Here is an 18,394-nt window from a genome sequence, read left to right as displayed (position 1 = left end):
GACGCCATGAAGAGTCGTGCAGACCAGTTGCTCGTCGAACGCGGCTTCTTCGAGAGCCGAGCGCGGGCACAGGCCGCGATTGCCGCCGGCCTCGTCACGGCCAATGGCGTGGCAATCCGCAAAGCCTCGGAGATGGTTTTCCCTGACGCCGTGCTGACGGCGCAGGCGCCTCACCCTTATGTATCACGCGGTGGGCTCAAGCTCGTCGGCGCGATCGACGCCTTCGGTTTTGACCCGGCAGGAAGGGCCTGCCTGGATGTGGGCGCCTCCACCGGCGGATTCACTGATGTACTCCTGAAGCGCGGCGCCAAGCATGTCACGGCCGTCGATGTCGGCCGCGAGCAGTTGCACGCCTCGTTGCGAGGCGATCGGCGCGTGCTCAGCCTCGAAGGCCAGGATATCCGGACGCTCGACGCGTCCGCGCTGCCGGAACGGCCGTCACTGGCGGCCATTGATGTCAGCTTCATCTCGCTCAAGCTCGTGCTGCCCGCGGTCGCGGCCTTGCTCGCCCCGGCAAGCGAGATCGCCGCGCTGATCAAGCCGCAATTCGAAGCCGGCCGTGCCGCGCTGAAGAAAGGTGTGGTGCGCGACGAGGCGATCCATTCCCGGGTCTGCGAGGAGATCGTCGCGGTTCTCGAAGGGCTCGGCTTCACCGTGCTGGGACTTGCGCCCTCCCCGATCGAGGGCGGCGACGGCAACCGCGAATTCCTGGTCGGCGCGCGCCGGGCAGGCTGAGACCGAGGCCTGCCGATCCGGGTCGCGTGCTTATGTCACGGACAGCAGGCTAAGCCGCAAACAGCGCGTCGATGTCGGCCTGGAGGCTGGTGCTGTCGATGCCAGCGATCTCGACGCGACCGTTCGCATTGATGAACTGTGTCGCCCGGCCGATCAGCAGGCGCAAAGCGGCACTGGCGACATCGATGATCGCCGCGACGTCATAGCCCTTCTGCTTAACATCCCGCCGTTCGACGAGGAGCGCGGTGACGGTCGTGATCATCCGGTCCATCGCGCGGCAGAGCGTCTCGAACGCGCGGCGGTGTTCGTCGGCGAGCCCGTCATAGGCGGCCAGGGCGGAGGGCGTGCAGCGCAGCCTGGACGCCTTGAAATGCGCGCGGTAGTCGACGGCGCGCCAGGCCTCGAGATCCGCGACGATCTCGGGGTCCATCGGCACCATCTCGAGCAGCATCAGCGCTTCGCCGTAGCGATTGAGATAGTCGGTCGACAATTGCGGCGTCGACGGAACGAACCGCGGATCGTCCACAGCGGTAGCCAGCGCCTGCATCGCCGCAACTGTCATCCTGAGCCCCATAACGCTGCGACCATGACCGACGAACCCAAATAAAGTGTTGATCGGAGCCGCTCGTGTCTCCACATCTTCGAGATCATGTGCGGACGCTACGCCATCACCCTGCCCCCGGACGCCATGCAGGCGCTGTTTCGCTATGGCGAGAGGCCGAATTTCCCGCCGCGCTACAACATCGCGCCGACGCAGCCTGTTCCCGTGGTGCGCATCCATGACGGGGCACGGCAGTTCATCCTGATGCGCTGGGGCTTCATCCCGGGCTGGGTCAAGGATCCCAAGAGCTTCCCGCTGGTGATCAATATCCGCGGCGAGAGCGCCCATGAGAAGCCCTCCTTCCGTGCCGCGCTGACCCGCCGGCGGTGCCTGATGCCGGCCGACGGCTTCTACGAATGGCATCGCGTCGACAAGGAGAGCCGGCCTTATCTGTTCCGCAAGCCCGATCGCGGCCTGTTCGCCTTCGCCGCGCTCTGGGAGACTTGGCATTCGCCCGACGGCTCGGAGATCGACACCGTCGCGCTGGTCAACGGCCCCGCCAACGGGCTGATGTCGGCGATCCATGATCGCTGCCCGGTGATCATCGCCCCCGCCGACCATGACGCATGGCTCGACCCGGCTGCGGACGGGAACGCCGTCCAGCGCCTGCTGAAGCCGCCGCCCGAGGACCTGCTGGAGATGGTGCGGATCAGCCCGGCCGTGAACAAGGTCGCCAACGACAATCCCGCGATCCAGGACCTTCTCGATCCGGCGGCTGCCCGCGTGGCGGAGCCCGCTCCTGAGCCGGCGAAAGCCCCTGTGAGCCATGCGCGCAAAGCAGCCCGGAAGACCGCAAACGATGGGCAAGGCAGCCTGTTCTGACGGGCGAAACGTGCTGTGATCCGGTGCCCGCGACACAAGCGGCCAAGGGGAGAACAGACACGATGATGCAAGGCACCCGTCCGACGATCAGTTCCCGCCACGGCATGGTTGCCGCTGCCCATCCGCTCGCAGCCCAGGCCGGCGCGAAGCTCCTCGCCTCCGGAGGCAATGCCTTCGACGCGGCCGCAGCGACCGCCGCCGCCCTCAACGTGGTCGAGCCCTTCATGTCGGGCCTCGCGGGCCAGGGCCTGGCGACAGCGTGGATCGCGAATGAATCGCGGGTCCGGGTGCTGGATTTCGTGCCGACCATTCCAAAGAGCTTTCCGGCCGAGCGCTTCACGCAGCGCTCGGACCTTGAGCGCGGTGCACTTTCGGTAGGCACGCCCGGCAACCTCGCCGGCTGGTGCGAGCTGGCGTCGCGCTATGGTCGCAAGTCGCTGGCGGACATCTTCGCGCCGGCCATCGCGCTCGCGACAGACGGTTTCGCGCTGGCCGAATTCGGAACGCACAGTTTCAACGACCTGATCCCCGTGATGGCGCGGTATCCCGATCTGCACGGCGTCTGGGCCGCGAACTACACGCAGGGCGCCAAGAGCCTCCCGCAGGGCCATGTCGTCAGGCAGGGAGATCTCGCCGCGACGCTGACCAAGCTGGCCGCCGAGGGACCCGGCTATCTCTACGGCGGCCCACTCGGCGAGAAGATCATCTCGCACCTGAACAGCCTGGGCGGCGTAATGACGATGCAGGACCTGCTCGACGTCGCCCCCGTCTGGCGCGAGCCGCTGGCTGCGGACTATCGGGGCTTGAGCGTCAACGTGCCGCCGCCGGCCTGCGAAGGCTTCCAGTTCCTGCTGACACTGCGCATCCTGGAAGCCTTCGACCTCGCCTCACTGGAGCGCAACGGCGTCGAGCATCTCGACCTCGTCTACCGCGCCATCCGCCTCGCGGCGGGTGAGCGCATTGCCCATAACGACCCGAGCGCGGAGGTTCTGGCGCAGGTGATGTCGGACGCCAATGTGGAGCGCCTGCGCACCATCGTGCGCAACGGCCAGCCGATCACCGGCCCGACCGAGCAGTGGCTGCCACAGACGACCGAAGATCCTGGCCATACGACCTCGCTCTCGATCGCCGACAGCGAGGGCAACCTGGTCTGCCTGACGCAGAGCCTGGGCGCGCTGTTCGGCAGCGGCGTGGTGGTGCCCGGCACAGGCGTCTGCCTCAACAACTTCCTGTACTGGGCCGACGTGCAGCCCGGCAGCCCCAACCGCTCGAAGGGCGGCTCCTCGCTGCCGATCTGCATGGCGCCGAGCATCTCGATCCGCGACGGCAAGCCGGTGCTCGCACTCGGCACGCCCGGCAGCTACGGCATCCTGCAGACGCAGCCTCAGGCGCTGATCCAGCACATTGATTTTGGCCTGCGCCTGCAGCCTGCGATCGAGGCGCCGCGGGCCCGTCTCTGGGACGGCCGGCATGTCCAGGTCGAAAACCGTATCTCGGTCGAGACCGCAGCAGCGCTCAAGGCGCGCGGTCATGACATCGAGGTGCTGAACACCGGCTTCACCTGGGTGACGGGCGGCATGCAGGGCGTCGCCATCGACCAGGCGACGGGCGTTTTCACCGGCGCCGCCGATCCGCGCCGGGATGGGTACGTCGCGACGCCGTAGGCGTCATCGCGAGCGCAGCGAAGCGATCCAGGAGCCGCAGATCTCGCCGGTCTGGATTGCTTCGTCGCTGCGCCCTTCGGAATGATGGCAAAAGGGCCAGCGGGCCAGGCGGTGTTCGACCAGTTCCCTGACCGTCATTGCGAGCGCAGCGAAGCAATCCAGGAGGACGTAACGCGCGGCGCCCCTGGATTGCTTCCTCGCTGCGCTCCTCGCAATGACGGAGGTTTATCCCACGATCTCGCCGCGGAAGGCCCAGCGGGTCATGCGGCGCTCGACCAGCGCGCAGAGCGCATAGAGCGCGATGCCCATGATGGCGATCGCGAAGAGGCCGGCGAAAGTGGTCGCGGAATCGTTGCGCGCGCCGGCCGAGAGCATCAGGAAGCCGATGCCGCGATTGCCGCCGACCGTCTCGGACAACACGGAGCCGACGAAGGCCAGCGTCACCGCGACCTTCAGGCTGGCGAACAGATACGGCATCGCGCGGGGCACGCCGACCTTGGTCAGGATCTCCCATTGGCTGGCGCCGAGCGAGCGCATCACGTCGCGCATTTCCGGCTCGATGGTGGCCAGCCCCGTGGCAACGTTCACGACGATCGGGAAGAACGAGATGACGAAGGCGGTGATCACCGCAGGAAGCGCGCCGACGCCGAGCCAGATCATCAGGATCGGCACGATCGCCACCTTTGGGATCGCGTTGAAGGCGATCAGCAGCGGGTACAGCCCGGAATAGATGAAGGGCGAGGCCCCGACAGCAAGTCCGAGCAGGAGCCCGAAGCCGATTGCCAGCGCGAAGCCGATGATCGTTGTGTTCAGCGTCTCCAGGCAGAATTTCAGCAGGATGTCCCAGCGCTGGATCATCACCTGCACGATGCGGCTCGGGCGCGGCGCCAGGATCTCGGGCACCTCGAAGACGATGCAGGAGACCTCCCAGAGCAGCAGCAGCCCGGCCATGGTGAGCCAGGGCATGGCGATCAGGAGGATGCGGCGTTGTCCCTCGCTCATCACGCATGCTCCAGATGGATGCGCTCGCGCAGCTCGTGCACGATGTCGACGAACTCGACAGTGAAGGTGGTTTCAAGCGTGCGCGGGCGCGGCAATTCGATCCGGCGGAGTTTCACGATGCGGCCCGGCCGCCGGCTCATCACATAGACGGTGTCGGCGAGGTAGACGGCCTCGCGCAAATCGTGCGTGACGAGCACCGCGGTGAAGCGGCGCTCCATCCAGAGCTTCTGCATCACCCCCCAGAGCTCCTCGCGCGTGAAGGCGTCGAGCGCACCGAAGGGCTCGTCGAGCATCAGGATCTCGGGCTCATGCACCAGAGCACGGCACAGGCTGGAGCGTTGCTGCATCCCGCCTGAGAGCTGCCAGGGAAACTTGTCGCCAAAACCCTGCAGGCCTACGGACGCCAGAAGCGCTTCAACGCGCGCGACATATTCGGCGCGGTGCCGCCGAAAGCGACGCTTGTGCGGCTCGACCACCTCCAGCGGTAGCAGGATGTTGTCGAGCGTGGTGCGCCATGGCATCAGAGTGGGCGCCTGAAAAGCCATGCCGACGCCGCGGATCGGCCCCTTAACAGTCTGGCCGTGGACGCGCACCTCCCCGCCGGTCGGCGGCAGCAGGCCGGTGACGAGCTTCATCAGCGTGGACTTGCCGCAGCCCGAGGGCCCGACGACGGCGACGAACTCGCCCTTGGCGATGCTGATCGTGGCGTCGTCGAGCGCCTGTACGCGGGAGGGGCCGCTGCCATAGGCGAGGCTGACCTGGCGCAGTTCGACGAGGGGCTCGCTGGCGCTCTGCGGCATGAAGGGCGTCATTCTCGGGCTTGCCCCGAGGATCTCAGGGTGAGAGGCGTGCGGGAGATGGCCGGGTCAAGCCCGGCCATGACGGGGGGTGCTCAAGGCGCGACCATCCGCTCGGCTTTGGGCGGCAGGTATTTGCTGGAGAACACCTTGTCGGGCGCAGGCGCCGCGGGCAGCCCGAACGCCTCGGCCACATCGACGACCGAGCGGGCGAAACGGCCGGGATCGACATCGCCCATGCCGTTCTCCTTCACGAAGGGGGTCAGGACGTTCATCTTCAGGGACATGTTCAGGCGCTCGGTCTCCAGCGCTTCGTCGATCAGGGGATCGCGCTTCCTGGCGGCAGCGATGCCCAGTGCCGGATTGGCCGCGACTTCCTTCCAGGCCTTGGCCGTGGCGCGCAGGAAGCCCGTCACGACCTCCGGCTTGGCGGCGAATGCCGGCGAGACGATGATGCCGTTGCCGTACACGTCCATCTTGAAGTCGCTGTAGTTGAAGGAGACGACATCTGCCTCCTTCACGCCGCGCGCCTTGAGGTCGAGGATCGACGAGAAGTAGTGCCCGGAGATGAAGTCGACGGTGCCCTGTACGAGCGACTGCTCGCGCAATTGCGGCGTCAGGTTGACGTGGTTGACGCTGGTGGCATCGACGCCGACCTTCTTGGCAAAGGCGGGAAAGAGGCGAAACGAAGCGTCGAAGACCGGGGCGCCGAGCTTCTTGCCTGCGAGGTCGGCCGGCTTGGCGATGCCGCTCTTCTTCAGCGCATGCACGCCAAAGGGCGGGAAGTCATAGGCCATGAAGACGCAGAGGATTTCCTTGCCCGGCGCCTTCACATTGTACTCGATCAGCGAGTTCACATCGGCAAAGCCGATGTCATAGGCACCCGTCGCCACGCGCTGGACCGCGCCGGCCGAGCCCTGGCCGGGGTCCATGGTGACGTCCAGCCCCTCGGCCTTGTAGTAACCCTTGTCGAGCGCGACGAGGAAGGGAGAGGTCGGCCCCTGGAAGACCCAGTCGAGCGTGAACTTCACGGGGGTCTGGGCCGATGCGCCCAGCGGCGTGGCGAGCGCGAAGGCGCCGCCCAGCGCAAGCGCCATAGCCATCCGCCGGGTCAGGCGGCGCGGCGGCGTGTGCAGGAATTCCGAGACCAGACGCGCCACGCCATTCATGTGAACCGACCCCTCATCTTTATGTGGGATCAGGCTAGAGGCGGCCCCATGGCCGGTCAACAACGCCCTGCCGCTTCTTTGGGCAGGGCATTGCCGCTTGGTCACGCAGCGCCGCGATGGCGGGCTGGCGACGGCGCTTTACAGCACCGCGCCAGGGTTGAGGATGCCCTGCGGGTCGAGCGTCGCCTTCAGCGTGCGCATCAATGCGAGTTCGACGGGGTCCTTCACGCCGGGCAGGAGGTAGCGCTTCAGCCGGCCGATGCCGTGTTCGGCAGAAATCGAGCCGTGCAGCTCCGAGACGATGTCGTGTACGGCCGCATTCATCTCGCTCCAGCGTGCGATGAAGGCGGCCTTGTCGGCACCCACCGGCTGGCTGACGTTGAAGTGGATGTTGCCGTCGCCCATGTGGCCGAAGGGGACCGGACGGCAGCCCGGCACCATCGCCTCGACAGTCGCGCAGGCGCGCTCGAGGAAGGCCGGCACCGCATGCAGCGGCACGGAGATGTCGTGCTTGATCGAGCCGCCCTCATAGGTCTGCACCTCGGAGAGCATCTCGCGAAGCTTCCAGAAATCGGCGCGCTGGGTCAGCGAGCCCGCGAGCGCGGCATCGGTGACCAGCCCCTTTTCCAGGGCCTCGCCCAGGAATGCCTCTACAGCCTCGTCGAGTCCGGCCGCCGACTGCGAGGAGACCTCCATCAGCACATACCAGGGCGACGGCTCGCTCAAGGGCTCGCGCGTGCCCGAGGCGTGCTTCAGCACCATGTCGAGGCAGAAGCGCGACATCAACTCGAAGGTGGTGAGCGTGCCGCCGGCGCCTGCCTTGGCAGCGTTGAGCAATTCCAGCGCGGCTTCGGGGCTCGGCACGGCCAGGAACGCGGTTGCACGCGCGGCCGGCAGCGGGAACAGCTTCAGCACGGCGGCCGTGATGATGCCGAGCGTGCCTTCCGCGCCGATGAAGAGGTTCTTGAGGTCGTAGCCGGTATTGTCCTTGCGCAGCTGGCGCAGGCCATTCCAGATCCGGCCATCGGCCGTGACGACCTCGAGGCCCATGCAGAGCTCGCGGGCGTTGCCATAGGCCAGCACAGCGGTACCGCCGGCATTGGTCGAGAGATTGCCGCCGATGGTGCAGCTGCCCTCGGAGGCGAGCGAGAGCGGGAACAGGCGCCCGGCAGCCTCTGCAGCAGCCTGCGCGCGCTGGAGCGTGACCCCCGCCTCCACCGTCATCGTGTCACTCTGCGGATCCACCGACCGGATACGGTCGAGACGCTGCAGCGAAAGAATGACCTCGCGCCCGTCAGCCGTCGGGATCTGGCCGCCAACCAGCCCGGTATTACCGCCTTGCGGCACCAGCGCCGTCCCGGTTTCGGCCGCGAGCCTGACCAGGGCCGCAACCTCCTCCGTCGAGCTCGGGCGCACGACGGCACGCGCTGTGCCACGGAACAGGTCTCGCCATTCCTTGAGATAGGGCACCATCGCGTCGGGCTCGACGATGACGTTCCTGTCGCCGACAATGCCGGCCATGCCATCGAGAATGGATGCGCTCATATGCCTTCTCGCCTCAGCTCTTCTTCTTCGGACGCCTGAAGACGCCGACCAATTCGATATGTGCGGAATAGCGGAACTGATCGACCGGCGTCACACCCTCCAGCGCATATCCGCCCGCGACCAGGATCGCAGCGTCGCGTGCGAAACTGCCGACATCGCATGAGACATAGACCACGCTGGCGAGCTTCGAGCCCGCGATCCGGCGGACCTGCGCCTCGGCGCCGGCGCGCGGCGGATCAAGCACCACGGCGTCGAACGCGTTGAGCTCATGCTCGAGCAGCGGCCTGCGGAAGAGATCGCGGACCTCGCTCGATATCGGCTTCAGGCCCTGGGTCAGGCCGACGCCGCGCGTCAGTGCCGCGATCGCGGCCTTGTCGCTTTCGACGGCATGGACCTTGGCCTGCTCGGCAAGGCGGAAGCTGAACGGGCCGCAGCCTGCGAACAAGTCGGCCACGGCCTTGGCCTTGGGCAATGCGGCCTTGACGAGGCCGGCCAGGATGTCCTCGCCCTCGGCGGTGGCCTGCAAGAAGCCGCCCGGAGCGGGCGCCACGACGGCGCGCCCCATGCGCTGCAGCGGCGGCCTGCGCTCGACGACGATCTCGCCATGCATGGCCAACCGCGCCAAATCGAGGCGCTCGGCAGCTTCGGTCAGCGAGAGCCTGAGCTTGTCGCCAGCGGGGCCGTGCCCGCGGATATCGACGTCGAGCCCTGCTTCTGAAGCGGTGACCTGGATATCGAGCGGCTTGTTGGAGCCGCCCAGGCGATTGGCCAGGAGCTGCGCGACGGCCGGAGCCCGCGCCAGATTGGGCGCCAGCACCGGGCAGGCCTCGACCGCCACGAGATCATGACTGCGGGCCATCATGAAGCCGACCATCATGCCCGGCCCCTCGCGGCGGGCGTGGAAGGTGACGCGGCGGCGTCCGGCGCCATGCGCGTCCACGACCTCGGCGACCTCGGCCTCGACGCCGGCGCGGCTCAGCGCGGTCACGACCTGCTGGCGCTTCCAGGCGCGATAGAGGCCGTCCTCCATATGCTGGGCGGCGCAGCCGCCGCAGCGGGTGAAGAGCGGGCAGATCGCGGCGATGCGGGAATCGGCTGCGGCGATGATCTCCACCGCTTGGCCGCGCTCGCCGTCACGCACCGCTCGCACGGTCTCGCCGGGGAGCGCATAGGGCACGAAGACCTGGCCTGTCGGCGTTTCGGCGATGCCGTCGCCGCGCTGGCCCAGCCGCGCGATGGTCAGGATCTCGTTCATCGCCAAAGGTTCGTTCATCGTCTTGATTTCTTGACCGGTTGATTTCTTGGTCAGGTGATTGTCGGCCGGGCTGTCTCCTGCAAGGGACGGCATGCGCGGCGTGCTGGTGACCTGTTCTGCGCTTTCGCCTATCAGACTGGAGCCAAACAGGGAAATCTCGTCATGACCATCCGCGACGGCGTCATCGAAGCCATCGGCAATACGCCCCTGATCAAGCTCAAGCGAGCCTCGGATGCGACCGGCTGCACGATTCTCGGCAAGGCCGAGTTCATGAACCCCGGCCAGTCGGTGAAGGACCGCGCCGCGCTGGCCATCATCCGCGACGCCGAGGCGCGCGGGCTCCTGCAGCCGGGCGGCGTCATCGTCGAGGGCACAGCGGGCAATACCGGCATCGGCATCGCGCTGGTCGGCAATGCACTCGGCTACCGCTCCGTGATCGTGATCCCCGAGACGCAGAGCCAGGAAAAGAAGGACATGCTGCGGCTGGCGGGCGCGACGCTCGTCGAGGTGCCCGCCGTCGGCTACGCCAACCCCAACAACTATGTGAAGGTCTCGGGCCGGCTCGCAGCGGAACTGGCCAGGAGCGAACCCAAAGGCGCGATCTGGGCCAACCAGTTCGACAATGTCGCCAACCGGCAGGGCCATATCGACACCACCGGCCCCGAGATCTGGGAACAGAGCCAAGGCAAGGTCGAGGGATTCATCTGCGCCGTCGGCTCCGGCGGCACGCTGGCCGGAGTCGGCATGGCGCTCAAGCGCTGCAATCCCGCGATCAGGATCGGCCTGGCCGACCCGATGGGGGCTGCCCTGCACGCCTATTACACCACCGGCGAACTCAAGGCCGAGGGCTCCTCGATCACCGAGGGCATCGGCCAGGGCCGCATCACCAAGAACCTCGAAGACGCGCCCGTCGACGTCTCGTTCCAGATCCCCGACGCCGAGGCGGTCCAGATCGTCTTCGACCTGCTGGAGCATGAGGGGCTGTGCCTGGGCGGCTCCTCAGGGATCAATGTCGCCGGCGCGATCAGGCTGGCGCAGCAGATGGGCCCCGGCCACACCATCGTGACCGTGCTGTGCGACTACGGCACGCGCTACCAGTCAAAGCTGTTCAACCCTGAGTTCCTGCGCTCCAAGGACCTGCCCGTGCCGGGCTGGCTGGAACGTGGCGATGCCGGTCTCGACGCCGTGATGGCGCGGGTTCTGGGAGCGTAGGGGCTTTCGCCGACCCCGTCATTGCGAGCGAAGAGAAGCAATCCAGCAGGGTAGAGCGCTACACCCTGCTGGATTGCTTCGTCGCTTCGCTCCTCGCAATGACGATCAGCGAAGGCGTTCAAACCGAGCGCGAAATCCCGCCGTCGACGCGGATGTTCTGGCCGGTGATGTATCCGGCATCGTCGGAGGCGAGGAAGGCGATCGTGCCTGCGATCTCGTCGCTCCGGCCGTAGCGCTGCATCGGCACGCCCGCCCGACGCTCGTCGGTGGCCGGCAAGCTGTCGATCCAGCCCGGCAGGACATTGTTTATGCGGATGTTCTCGGCCGCATAGGTGTCGGCGAAGACCTTCGTGAACGACGCCAGGCCCGCGCGGAAGACAGCAGAGGTCGGGAACATCGCGGTCGGCTCGAACGCCCAGGCCGTAGAGATGTTGATGATCGCTCCCGAGCGCTGCTTCTGCATCACCGGCGTCACAAGCCGGATCGCGCGGACAGCACTGAGGAAATACACCTCCATGCCGCGGATCCAGTCCTCGTCCGAAATCTCGAGGATCGGCGCACGCGGGCCGTGGCCGGCACTGTTCACCAGCACGTCGATACGGCCCCAGCGAGCGACGGTGGCATCCACAAGTCGCTTCAGATCGTCAGTGGACTGGTTGGAGCCGGTGACGCCGAGCCCGCCGAGTTCATTGGCGAGCGCCTCGCCCTTGCCCGAGGAGGACAGGATCGCGACCTCGAATCCGTCTTTCGCGAGCCGGCGCGCCGCAGCCGCGCCCATGCCGCTGCCGCCGGCCGTGATGATGGCAACCTTCTTCGTCATGGTTCGTCTCCCTTAAATCCAGGTCTCATTGATAGAGCGCCCGTGACAGGCGGGCCATGGATTTCCCGTGCGGCAACCCTGTAGCGCTGCTACACAGCGGCGATGTCGCGAATGCCACCTCTTGCCACCCTGCGCGTGTTCGATGCAGCGGCCCGGCACCTCAATTTCAGGCTCGCCGCCGAGGAGCTCGGCGTGACCCATGGTGCCGTCGCGCAGCAGATCAGGGCGCTCGAGGCGAGCCTGGGCCTGCCGCTGTTCGACCGCGAGCCACGCGGTCTCAACCTGACGCCGACCGGCCGCGCCTTGCAGCCCCAGATCCGCCGGGCCTTCGCATTGATCGCAGGCGCGATGGCATCGATCGAGCCGCTGCGCGAACGCGAGCGGCATGGCGTCACGGTCACGGCGACGCCGTCCTTCGCTGCCCGCTGGCTGATCCCCCGGCTGCGCGGCTTTTCCGCTGTCGCTCCCGATGTCGAAGTGCGTGTGCTGGCCTCGGAGACCAAGGAGCGATTGGGCGGCCACGGCCTGCCGGATTTGGCGATCAGGCTCTCGGCGCCGCCGTTCGAACGCTCGCTGGAGGCCCAGCGCCTGCTTGCCGACGACCTGTTTCCGGTCTGCAGTCCCGAAGTCGCCACTACGCTGACCGCGCCCGCCGATCTCGCCCATGCGGCGTTGCTACACGACGCGCATGATTCATGGGCTTTGTGGCTGGAGCTGGCGAACGCTCCCACGCCGCAGACAGTCGGCCGCCGCTTCAGCCAGACCGCACTGGCGCTGGCGGCCGCGCTGGACGGCCAGGGCGTCGCCCTCGCCTCGTCGGCGCTGGTTGCCGGCGATATCGCGCAGGGGCGGCTGGTTGCGCCCTTCGGGACGGATATCAACCTGGCGTCGGAGCGAGCCTTCTACCTGCTGACGCCGAGGCTGGCGCGAATGCGCCCGGAAGTGGCGCTGTTCCGCGACTGGCTGCTCGCCGAGATCTCGCCCGCGCCCTGAGGCGTCTGCCTCAGAGCCACTTCTTCCATCGGAAGAACAAATAGGGCAGCACCGCGCAGACGACCATCAGGACGATCGCCATCGGATATCCGAACTGCCAATCCAGTTCGGGCATGAGCTTGAAGTTCATGCCGTAGATCGACGCGATCAGGGTCGGCGGCATCATCACCACCGAGACGACCGAGAACAGCTTGATGATCTTGTTCTGCTCGATCGAGACCAGGCCGAGCGTTGCGTCCATCATGAACTGCAGCTTGTTGGAGAGGAATGTCGCGTGCTCCTCGATGGCCTGGACGTCGCGGATCGATGTGCGCCATTCCGGCGAGAAGCCGCTCGCAGCCTTCTTCGGCCGCTTGTAGTTGGCCGATAGGAAAAGCAGCACGCGCTCCACCGAGACCATGCTCTCGCGGACATTCGAGATGATGTGCTCGTACTGGCCGATCTTGCGGATGACGCCCTGATAGGCCCCGCCCTGCTCGACATCGGCAGAACGGCCATCGAAGATCCGGCGCGAGGCGGCATCGACCTTGTCGCCGACGCCGCGCAGGACTTCGGCCGCGCGGTCGACCACGGCCTCGAACAGTCCTTCCATGATCGCTTCCGGCTGGATGCCGCAGCCACCGGGCTTGCCGACGCGATTCAGGAAGATGCCGAAGGCGCCGGGCTCGTCGTAGCGAACGGTGACGAGCGCCGTCTCCGTCAGGATGAAGGTGACATCGGCAAGCTTCGGGACGTTGGTGTCCGACTGGCAGATGACGCGCGCGGTCATGTAATGCGCGCCGTTCTCGGTGTAGATGATCTCCGAGGGCTCGAGATCGTGCATCTCCTCGCGAGTCGGGATCGAGATGCCGATATGTGCCTCGACCCTCTTGTCTTCATGCGCGGTGGGATTGAGCAGGTCGATCCAGACCGAGCCAACCGGAATCGGCTCGTCCGCCGACAGGGTGCGGTGGATCAGGCGATCGCCACGGTCGGCGCAGACGTTGTGTATCAGGAGCATGGCAGGCAACCTTCGGCGGCAAACGAGGCTGCCTCGCTGCGCTGCAAGAACTCCAATCCCGTCATGGTGTCAAACCGATGACGGGGGCGGTGCAGCCACTCACATGCCGCCTTTGACACCCTCCGGCGGCTTGCTGTCCGCAGGCACGAAGAAGTCGGGCATCAGGGGCACCGAAGGGTCGACGCGATAGGGCGTGAAGTCGGTGACGCCCTCGCCCGCCATGAAGCTGTCGTCGATCAGAAAGTTCCCCGAAAACGTCTGCGAGGGTTTCGCGAAGACCATGTAGGCGGCGTCTGCCAGGATCTCGGGCGTGCGGCTCGCCTGCACCATCTTGTCGCCGCCGAGCAGGTTCTGGACTGCCGCGGTCGCGATCGTGGTGCGCGGCCAGAGCGCGTTGACCGCGATGCCCTTGGGCGCGAGCTCGCCGGCCAAGCCCAGCACGCACAGGCTCATGCCGTATTTGGCGATGGAATAGGCCAGATGCGGCGCAAACCAGCGCATCGACATGTCGAGCGGCGGCGACAGCATCAGGATGTGCGGGTTCTCGGCCTTTTCCAGGAAGGGAATCGCGTATTTCGAGACCATGAAGGTGCCGCGCGTGTTGATCTGGTTCATCAGATCGAAGCGCTTCATGTCGGTCATCTGCGTGTTGGTCAGCGAGATCGCGCTGGCATTGTTCACGACGATGTCAATGCCGCCGAAGGTTTCGGCCGTCTTCGCCATCGCCTCGGCGACGCTCTGCTCGTCGCGGACATCGACCATCAGCGGCAGGCATTTGCCGCCGGCGGCCTCGATCTCGGCGGCGGCCGTGTAGATCGTGCCCTGAAGCTTGGGGTGCGGCTCGGCGGTCTTGGCGGCGATGGTGACGTTGGCGCCGTCGCGGGCAGCCTTGAGCGCGATGGCGAGCCCGATGCCGCGCGAACCGCCGGTGATGAAGAGCGTCTTGTTCTTGAGCGACATCTGCGTCCCCTGCCTTCAGGATGGAATGGTGAAGCGGGCCGGCTGCGTGCCGTCCCGGTCGGTAAAGCCGTAGCTGCGCGCGATATCGGCGACATGCAGGACCTGACCGGCATGGCGCGCGACTTGCGGATCGGCCGCGAGCGCCGCAACTGCGCGCCCGGCATAGAGCGGCGTCTCGGTGGTCTCGGCAGCCATGCCGGCATCGCGCACGCGCTCGGTCAGCACATGGCCGGGCGAGAGCCCCAGTGCCGTGACGCCATAGGGTTTGAGCTCATGGCCCATCGCCAGGGTCAGCCGGTTCATCGTCGCCTTGGCGAGATCGTAGAAGACATCGCCGAGATATCCCGCCGACGTGTCGAAGCCGACCGTGACGATCAGGCCCTTGCGGCTCTGGACCATGGCAGGAGCGACGGCGCGGGCGAGAAGCACCTGCGCGAAAACACCGGTCTCGAAATTCTGCCCGAACCGGGCGACCGGCCGACGCCAGAACGGCGTGCCGAATTGCGAGCCATCGGGATAGCGTTCGCCGTCATAGCCCTCATTCCCGCCCCAGACCGCATCGACGACGCAATCGAGCCGGCCGAACCGGCGCAAGGCCCAGGACACAAGCCCATCGACCTCGCGTTCGTTGACGTGGTCGCAGCGATAGGGGTGGCCCTTGCCACCCGCCGCGTCGACCTCGCGGGCGGCGTCCTCAAACGTCTCCTGCCGCTGATCGGTGCGCGGGCCGGCCTCGCTGGAGCGGCCCGTCACGATCACCGTCGCACCCGCCTCGCCCAGCGCCCGCGCAATGCCACGTCCGAGCCCGCGAGAGGCGCCGGCGACGAGGCAGATCTTGCTTGCGAGCGGGCGGGCGGCTTCGCTCACGCGGCGAAGACCGCCGCCGCGTCCTCGACCGCGCCTGCACCCTCGGTGACCGCCAGTTCGAGCGCCGGGGCCTCGGTGACGGCGTGCTCGGCATAGAAGCGGGCGGTGGCCAGTGCGCTTGGGCCGCCGTCCTCGCTGCGCATGGCGAGCGCCTTCTTCGCCAGCCCGGTGCCGCCCTGCGCCAGCGCGAACAGTTTCAGATATGGCGTGGCGCCAGCCAATGCGTCGGCCTGGCGGCCGCCCATGGTAGCGAGCATCCAGTCGGTCGCGCGCTCCAGCGAGTCGACGGCAGCAGCCAGACGTGCGGCGCTGTGGCCAAAGCCCGGCGTGTTTGCGCCCTCGACTTCAGCAACGATCCCTCGCATCTCGGCGATCAGCACCTTGACCGCCTCGCCGCCCGAGAGCGGCAGCTTGCGCAGTACGAGATCGATCGCCTGGATGCCGTTGGTGCCCTCGTAAATCGCGGCGATGCGGGCGTCGCGCAGATGCTGGGCAGCACCGGTTTCCTCGACATAGCCCATGCCGCCATGGACCTGGATCCCCGTAGAGGCGACCTCGATGCCCATGTCGGTGGCGTAGGCTTTCGCGACAGGCGTCAGGATCGCAGCGCGCTCGGCGGAGGCCTTGCGCTTGCCTGGATCGGTTTCGCGCTTGGCCCGGTCGAGCCCTTCGGCGACCATATAGGCGATGGCGCGGGCGCTCTGCGTCTTGGCACGCATGTCCATCAACATACGGCGGACGTCGGGGTGGACGATGATCGGGCTCATCGGCGCGCCCTTGAGCGCATCGATAGCCGCGCCCTGCCGACGCTCCTGCGCGAAGGCCAGAGCCTGCTGGTAGGCGCGCTCGGCAATCGAGACGCCCTGCAGCGCGACGTTCAGGCGGGCATTGTTCATCATCGTGAACATACAGGCCAGTCCGCGATTTTCCTCGCCGATCAGCCAGCCGATTGCACCGCCCTTGTCGCCGAACGCCATAGAGCAGGTGGGTGACGCATGGATTCCGAGCTTGTGCTCGATGCCGCTGCAGCGCACGTCGTTGTGCTCGCCCAGCGAACCATCGGCGTTGACGAGGTACTTCGGCACCAGGAACAACGAGATGCCGCGTGTGCCGGCGGGGGCATCAGGCAGGCGCGCCAACACGAGATGGATGATGTTATCCGTCATCCCATGTTCGCCATAGGTGATGAAGATCTTCTGGCCGGTGATGCGGTAGGTACCATCCTCGGCTCGCTCCGCCCTCGAACGAAGTGCGTTGAGGTCCGAACCAGCCTGCGGCTCGGTCAGGTTCATCGTGCCCATCCACTCGCCCGAGACGAGCTTTGCCAGATAGGTCTGCTTGAGATGCTCGGAGCCATGGGCATGCACGGCTTCGATGGCGCCGACAGTCAGCAACGGACCGAGCGCGAAGGCGAAGGCGGCCGAGTTCCACATCTCGGTGCAGGCCGATTGCAGCAGCGTCGGCAGGCCCTGTCCGCCGAACTCCTCAGGCCCGGGCAGCGCATTCCAGCCCGCTCCGGCCCATGCCTGATAGCCCTCCTTCCAGCCCGGAGGCGTGGTGACGACGCCATCCTTCAGTGTCGAGCCATGCGCATCGCCGACGCGGTTCAGCGGGCTCAGGATGTCGGCTGCGAACTTGGCGGCTTCGTCGAGCACCGCTTCCGTGACGCCGCCCTCGAGTTCCGGTGCGAGGCCGTCGGCGAGCAGGCGATCGAGGCCCGCCACATGGCGGAGGGTGGCAAGAATGTCCTCAACGGGGGCGCGATAGCTCATAAATGTCTCCTTGGCGCCTTAGAGGCCGGCCGCAGCCGGCCAAAGATCTGCTTTTGACGTTGCCGCGATGGTAGCGAGGAACTATCCCCGACGCTACGCGCCACGGTCGCGATCGTGTCGGCCCGCAATTAGTTTATATCTAAACCATTAGAGGTCAATCCTGTTGGCTGGACGGATTACGCAGCATCTGCGGCCTGACGAGGCCGGCATTGCCATGGCCGCCGCATGTCTGCGCGAGGGCAAGCTCGTCGGGCTCCCCACCGAGACCGTCTATGGCCTTGCCGCCGACGCCACCTCCGGGGCTGCTGTGGCGGGGATCTACGCCGCGAAGGATCGCCCAAGCTTCAACCCGCTGATCGCGCATCTGCCCGACCTCGCCGCCGCGCAGCGTCAGGGTCTGTTCGACGCCAACGCGCTGGCTCTGGCGCGTGCCTTCTGGCCGGGGCCGCTGACGCTGGTCGTGCCGGTCTCGCCGGGTTGCACCGTCAGCGATCTCGCCCGCGCGGGGCTCGATACGATCGGCCTGCGCGTGCCCGCCCACCCCGTCGCGCAAGCGGTGCTCCGGCTCGCGGACCGGCCCATCGCCGCGCCATCGGCCAATCGCTCCGGCCGGATCAGTGCCACCAGTGCCGAGCATGTGGTGGCCGAGCTCGACGGGCGGATCGATGCCGTGCTCGATGGCGGGCCGACCAGGGTCGGCCTCGAATCGACCATCGTCGCCTGCCTGGACGGCGCGCCGCGCCTGCTGCGCCCTGGCGGCATACCGCGCGGCGCGATCGAGGGCGTGATCGGCCGTTCGCTGGTTCTGGCCGGCGAAAGCGGCGTCGCGCCGATCTCGCCGGGACTTCTTGCATCCCATTATGCGCCATCGGCGCGAGTCCGGCTCGGCGCGCAGGGGCCACAGGCTGGCGAGGCCTGGCTCGGCTTCGGACCTGCCGTGGACGGCGTGAATTCGGCGGCCATCTCGCTCAACCTCAGCCCCACCGGCGACCTGGCGGAGGCCGCCTCCAACCTGTTCAGCTTCCTCCGTCGACTCGATGCGGACGGCCCGTCGGTCATCGCCATCGCCCCGATCCCCATGGAAGGGCTCGGAGAGGCCATCAACGATCGCCTGAAACGGGCAGCTGCTCCACGTTGAACCGGCGCGCCTTGCAAAGCTGCAAGATATCGGATTGGTTCG

17 protein-coding genes are annotated in these 18,394 nt (G+C 66.9%); 6 read left to right on the top strand and 11 right to left on the bottom strand.

Annotation, left to right across the window (positions count from 1 at the left end):
- Positions 1-6: 6 nt before the first annotated feature.
- Positions 7-735: a TlyA family RNA methyltransferase gene (locus AC1D2L_RS16380; protein WP_476846948.1), complete on the top strand. Its 729-nt coding sequence runs from the start codon at positions 7-9 to the stop codon at positions 733-735.
- A 49-nt stretch (positions 736-784) separates the two neighbouring features.
- Here the strand turns inward: AC1D2L_RS16380 and AC1D2L_RS16375 are convergent, their stop codons facing one another.
- Complete coding sequence (locus tag AC1D2L_RS16375; protein ID WP_476846947.1) at positions 785-1,297, bottom strand: hypothetical protein; 513 nt, start codon at positions 1,295-1,297, stop codon at positions 785-787.
- An 87-nt stretch (positions 1,298-1,384) separates the two neighbouring features.
- Here AC1D2L_RS16375 and AC1D2L_RS16370 point away from each other — a divergent pair, with 87 nt between their 5' ends.
- Both AC1D2L_RS16370 and AC1D2L_RS16365 read left to right on the top strand, forming a co-directional pair.
- A complete protein-coding gene (locus tag AC1D2L_RS16370) occupies positions 1,385-2,158 on the top strand; it encodes an SOS response-associated peptidase (protein WP_476846946.1) in 774 nt (257 codons plus the stop codon).
- Positions 2,159-2,220: 62 nt separating this feature from the next.
- Complete coding sequence (locus AC1D2L_RS16365) at positions 2,221-3,822, top strand: gamma-glutamyltransferase family protein (RefSeq protein ID WP_476846945.1); 1,602 nt, start codon at positions 2,221-2,223, stop codon at positions 3,820-3,822.
- 225 nt (positions 3,823-4,047) lie between these two features.
- Here the strand turns inward: AC1D2L_RS16365 and AC1D2L_RS16360 are convergent, their stop codons facing one another.
- The 5 genes from AC1D2L_RS16360 to AC1D2L_RS16340 form a co-directional block, all read right to left on the bottom strand.
- The gene (locus tag AC1D2L_RS16360) at positions 4,048-4,824 is read right to left on the bottom strand and encodes an ABC transporter permease (protein ID WP_476846944.1); all 777 of its coding nucleotides are present in this window, start codon (positions 4,822-4,824) and stop codon (positions 4,048-4,050) included.
- The gene (locus AC1D2L_RS16355; RefSeq protein WP_476846943.1) at positions 4,824-5,636 is read right to left on the bottom strand and encodes an ABC transporter ATP-binding protein; all 813 of its coding nucleotides are present in this window, start codon (positions 5,634-5,636) and stop codon (positions 4,824-4,826) included. The genes AC1D2L_RS16360 and AC1D2L_RS16355 overlap by 1 nt, the downstream gene beginning before the upstream one ends.
- Before the next feature lie 80 nt (positions 5,637-5,716).
- The gene (locus tag AC1D2L_RS16350; protein ID WP_476846942.1) at positions 5,717-6,790 is read right to left on the bottom strand and encodes an ABC transporter substrate-binding protein; all 1,074 of its coding nucleotides are present in this window, start codon (positions 6,788-6,790) and stop codon (positions 5,717-5,719) included.
- 138 nt (positions 6,791-6,928) lie between these two features.
- Complete coding sequence (locus AC1D2L_RS16345) at positions 6,929-8,335, bottom strand: FAD-binding oxidoreductase (protein WP_476846941.1); 1,407 nt, start codon at positions 8,333-8,335, stop codon at positions 6,929-6,931.
- A 13-nt stretch (positions 8,336-8,348) separates the two neighbouring features.
- Positions 8,349-9,608 carry a class I SAM-dependent RNA methyltransferase gene (locus AC1D2L_RS16340; protein WP_476846940.1) on the bottom strand — a complete coding sequence of 420 codons (1,260 nt, stop codon included), beginning with the start codon at positions 9,606-9,608 and terminating at the stop codon, positions 8,349-8,351.
- Between the two features lie 144 nt (positions 9,609-9,752).
- Here AC1D2L_RS16340 and AC1D2L_RS16335 point away from each other — a divergent pair, with 144 nt between their 5' ends.
- On the top strand, positions 9,753-10,802 hold the full coding sequence (locus AC1D2L_RS16335; protein WP_476846939.1) for a cysteine synthase A: 1,050 nt from the start codon (positions 9,753-9,755) through the stop codon (positions 10,800-10,802).
- Positions 10,803-10,920: 118 nt separating this feature from the next.
- On the opposite strand, the gene AC1D2L_RS16330 is transcribed toward AC1D2L_RS16335, so the two are convergent.
- Positions 10,921-11,622, bottom strand: a complete 702-nt coding sequence (locus tag AC1D2L_RS16330; RefSeq protein WP_476846938.1) for an SDR family oxidoreductase — start codon at positions 11,620-11,622, stop codon at positions 10,921-10,923.
- A 111-nt stretch (positions 11,623-11,733) separates the two neighbouring features.
- On the opposite strand from AC1D2L_RS16330, the gene AC1D2L_RS16325 reads away from it, so the two are divergent.
- A complete protein-coding gene (locus AC1D2L_RS16325; protein ID WP_476846937.1) occupies positions 11,734-12,615 on the top strand; it encodes a LysR substrate-binding domain-containing protein in 882 nt (293 codons plus the stop codon).
- A gap of 10 nt (positions 12,616-12,625) precedes the next feature.
- On the opposite strand, the gene AC1D2L_RS16320 is transcribed toward AC1D2L_RS16325, so the two are convergent.
- The 4 genes from AC1D2L_RS16320 to AC1D2L_RS16305 all read right to left on the bottom strand — a co-directional run bounded on the left by AC1D2L_RS16320 (position 12,626) and on the right by AC1D2L_RS16305 (position 17,214).
- A complete protein-coding gene (locus AC1D2L_RS16320; protein WP_476846936.1) occupies positions 12,626-13,615 on the bottom strand; it encodes a magnesium transporter CorA family protein in 990 nt (329 codons plus the stop codon).
- A gap of 99 nt (positions 13,616-13,714) precedes the next feature.
- Positions 13,715-14,575, bottom strand: coding sequence for an SDR family oxidoreductase (locus tag AC1D2L_RS16315; protein ID WP_476846935.1), 861 nt, complete (start codon positions 14,573-14,575; stop codon positions 13,715-13,717).
- Positions 14,576-14,590: 15 nt separating this feature from the next.
- A complete protein-coding gene (locus AC1D2L_RS16310; protein WP_476846934.1) occupies positions 14,591-15,442 on the bottom strand; it encodes an SDR family NAD(P)-dependent oxidoreductase in 852 nt (283 codons plus the stop codon).
- Positions 15,439-17,214 (bottom strand): acyl-CoA dehydrogenase, encoded by a 1,776-nt coding sequence (locus AC1D2L_RS16305; RefSeq protein WP_476846933.1) that lies wholly within the window; start codon positions 17,212-17,214, stop codon positions 15,439-15,441. Before AC1D2L_RS16305 ends, AC1D2L_RS16310 begins: the two co-directional genes overlap by 4 nt.
- Before the next feature lie 157 nt (positions 17,215-17,371).
- On the opposite strand from AC1D2L_RS16305, the gene AC1D2L_RS16300 reads away from it, so the two are divergent.
- Entirely contained in the window at positions 17,372-18,352 is a 981-nt protein-coding gene (locus AC1D2L_RS16300; RefSeq protein ID WP_476847003.1) for an L-threonylcarbamoyladenylate synthase, read from the top strand.
- Positions 18,353-18,394 lie beyond the last annotated feature (42 nt).

It is taken from the genome of Allobosea sp. P1_B10 (genome assembly GCF_056406735.1).
The sequence above is the reverse complement of the archived record's forward strand: the minus strand, read 5'-3'. Positions and strand labels throughout refer to the sequence as shown.

What these genes read in the sequence shown, in the direction of transcription:
- AC1D2L_RS16380 (WP_476846948.1), top strand. Translation starts at nt 7, where the DNA reads ATGAAGAGTCGTGCAGACCAGTTGCTCGTCGAACGCGGCTTCTTCGAG.
- AC1D2L_RS16375 (WP_476846947.1), bottom strand. Translation starts at nt 1,297, where the DNA reads ATGACAGTTGCGGCGATGCAGGCGCTGGCTACCGCTGTGGACGATCCG.
- AC1D2L_RS16370 (WP_476846946.1), top strand. Translation starts at nt 1,385, where the DNA reads ATGTGCGGACGCTACGCCATCACCCTGCCCCCGGACGCCATGCAGGCG.
- AC1D2L_RS16365 (WP_476846945.1), top strand. Translation starts at nt 2,221, where the DNA reads ATGATGCAAGGCACCCGTCCGACGATCAGTTCCCGCCACGGCATGGTT.
- AC1D2L_RS16360 (WP_476846944.1), bottom strand. Translation starts at nt 4,824, where the DNA reads ATGAGCGAGGGACAACGCCGCATCCTCCTGATCGCCATGCCCTGGCTC.
- AC1D2L_RS16355 (WP_476846943.1), bottom strand. Translation starts at nt 5,636, where the DNA reads ATGACGCCCTTCATGCCGCAGAGCGCCAGCGAGCCCCTCGTCGAACTG.
- AC1D2L_RS16350 (WP_476846942.1), bottom strand. Translation starts at nt 6,790, where the DNA reads ATGAATGGCGTGGCGCGTCTGGTCTCGGAATTCCTGCACACGCCGCCG.
- AC1D2L_RS16345 (WP_476846941.1), bottom strand. Translation starts at nt 8,335, where the DNA reads ATGAGCGCATCCATTCTCGATGGCATGGCCGGCATTGTCGGCGACAGG.
- AC1D2L_RS16340 (WP_476846940.1), bottom strand. Translation starts at nt 9,608, where the DNA reads ATGAACGAACCTTTGGCGATGAACGAGATCCTGACCATCGCGCGGCTG.
- AC1D2L_RS16335 (WP_476846939.1), top strand. Translation starts at nt 9,753, where the DNA reads ATGACCATCCGCGACGGCGTCATCGAAGCCATCGGCAATACGCCCCTG.
- AC1D2L_RS16330 (WP_476846938.1), bottom strand. Translation starts at nt 11,622, where the DNA reads ATGACGAAGAAGGTTGCCATCATCACGGCCGGCGGCAGCGGCATGGGC.
- AC1D2L_RS16325 (WP_476846937.1), top strand. Translation starts at nt 11,734, where the DNA reads ATGCCACCTCTTGCCACCCTGCGCGTGTTCGATGCAGCGGCCCGGCAC.
- AC1D2L_RS16320 (WP_476846936.1), bottom strand. Translation starts at nt 13,615, where the DNA reads ATGCTCCTGATACACAACGTCTGCGCCGACCGTGGCGATCGCCTGATC.
- AC1D2L_RS16315 (WP_476846935.1), bottom strand. Translation starts at nt 14,575, where the DNA reads ATGTCGCTCAAGAACAAGACGCTCTTCATCACCGGCGGTTCGCGCGGC.
- AC1D2L_RS16305 (WP_476846933.1), bottom strand. Translation starts at nt 17,214, where the DNA reads ATGAGCTATCGCGCCCCCGTTGAGGACATTCTTGCCACCCTCCGCCAT.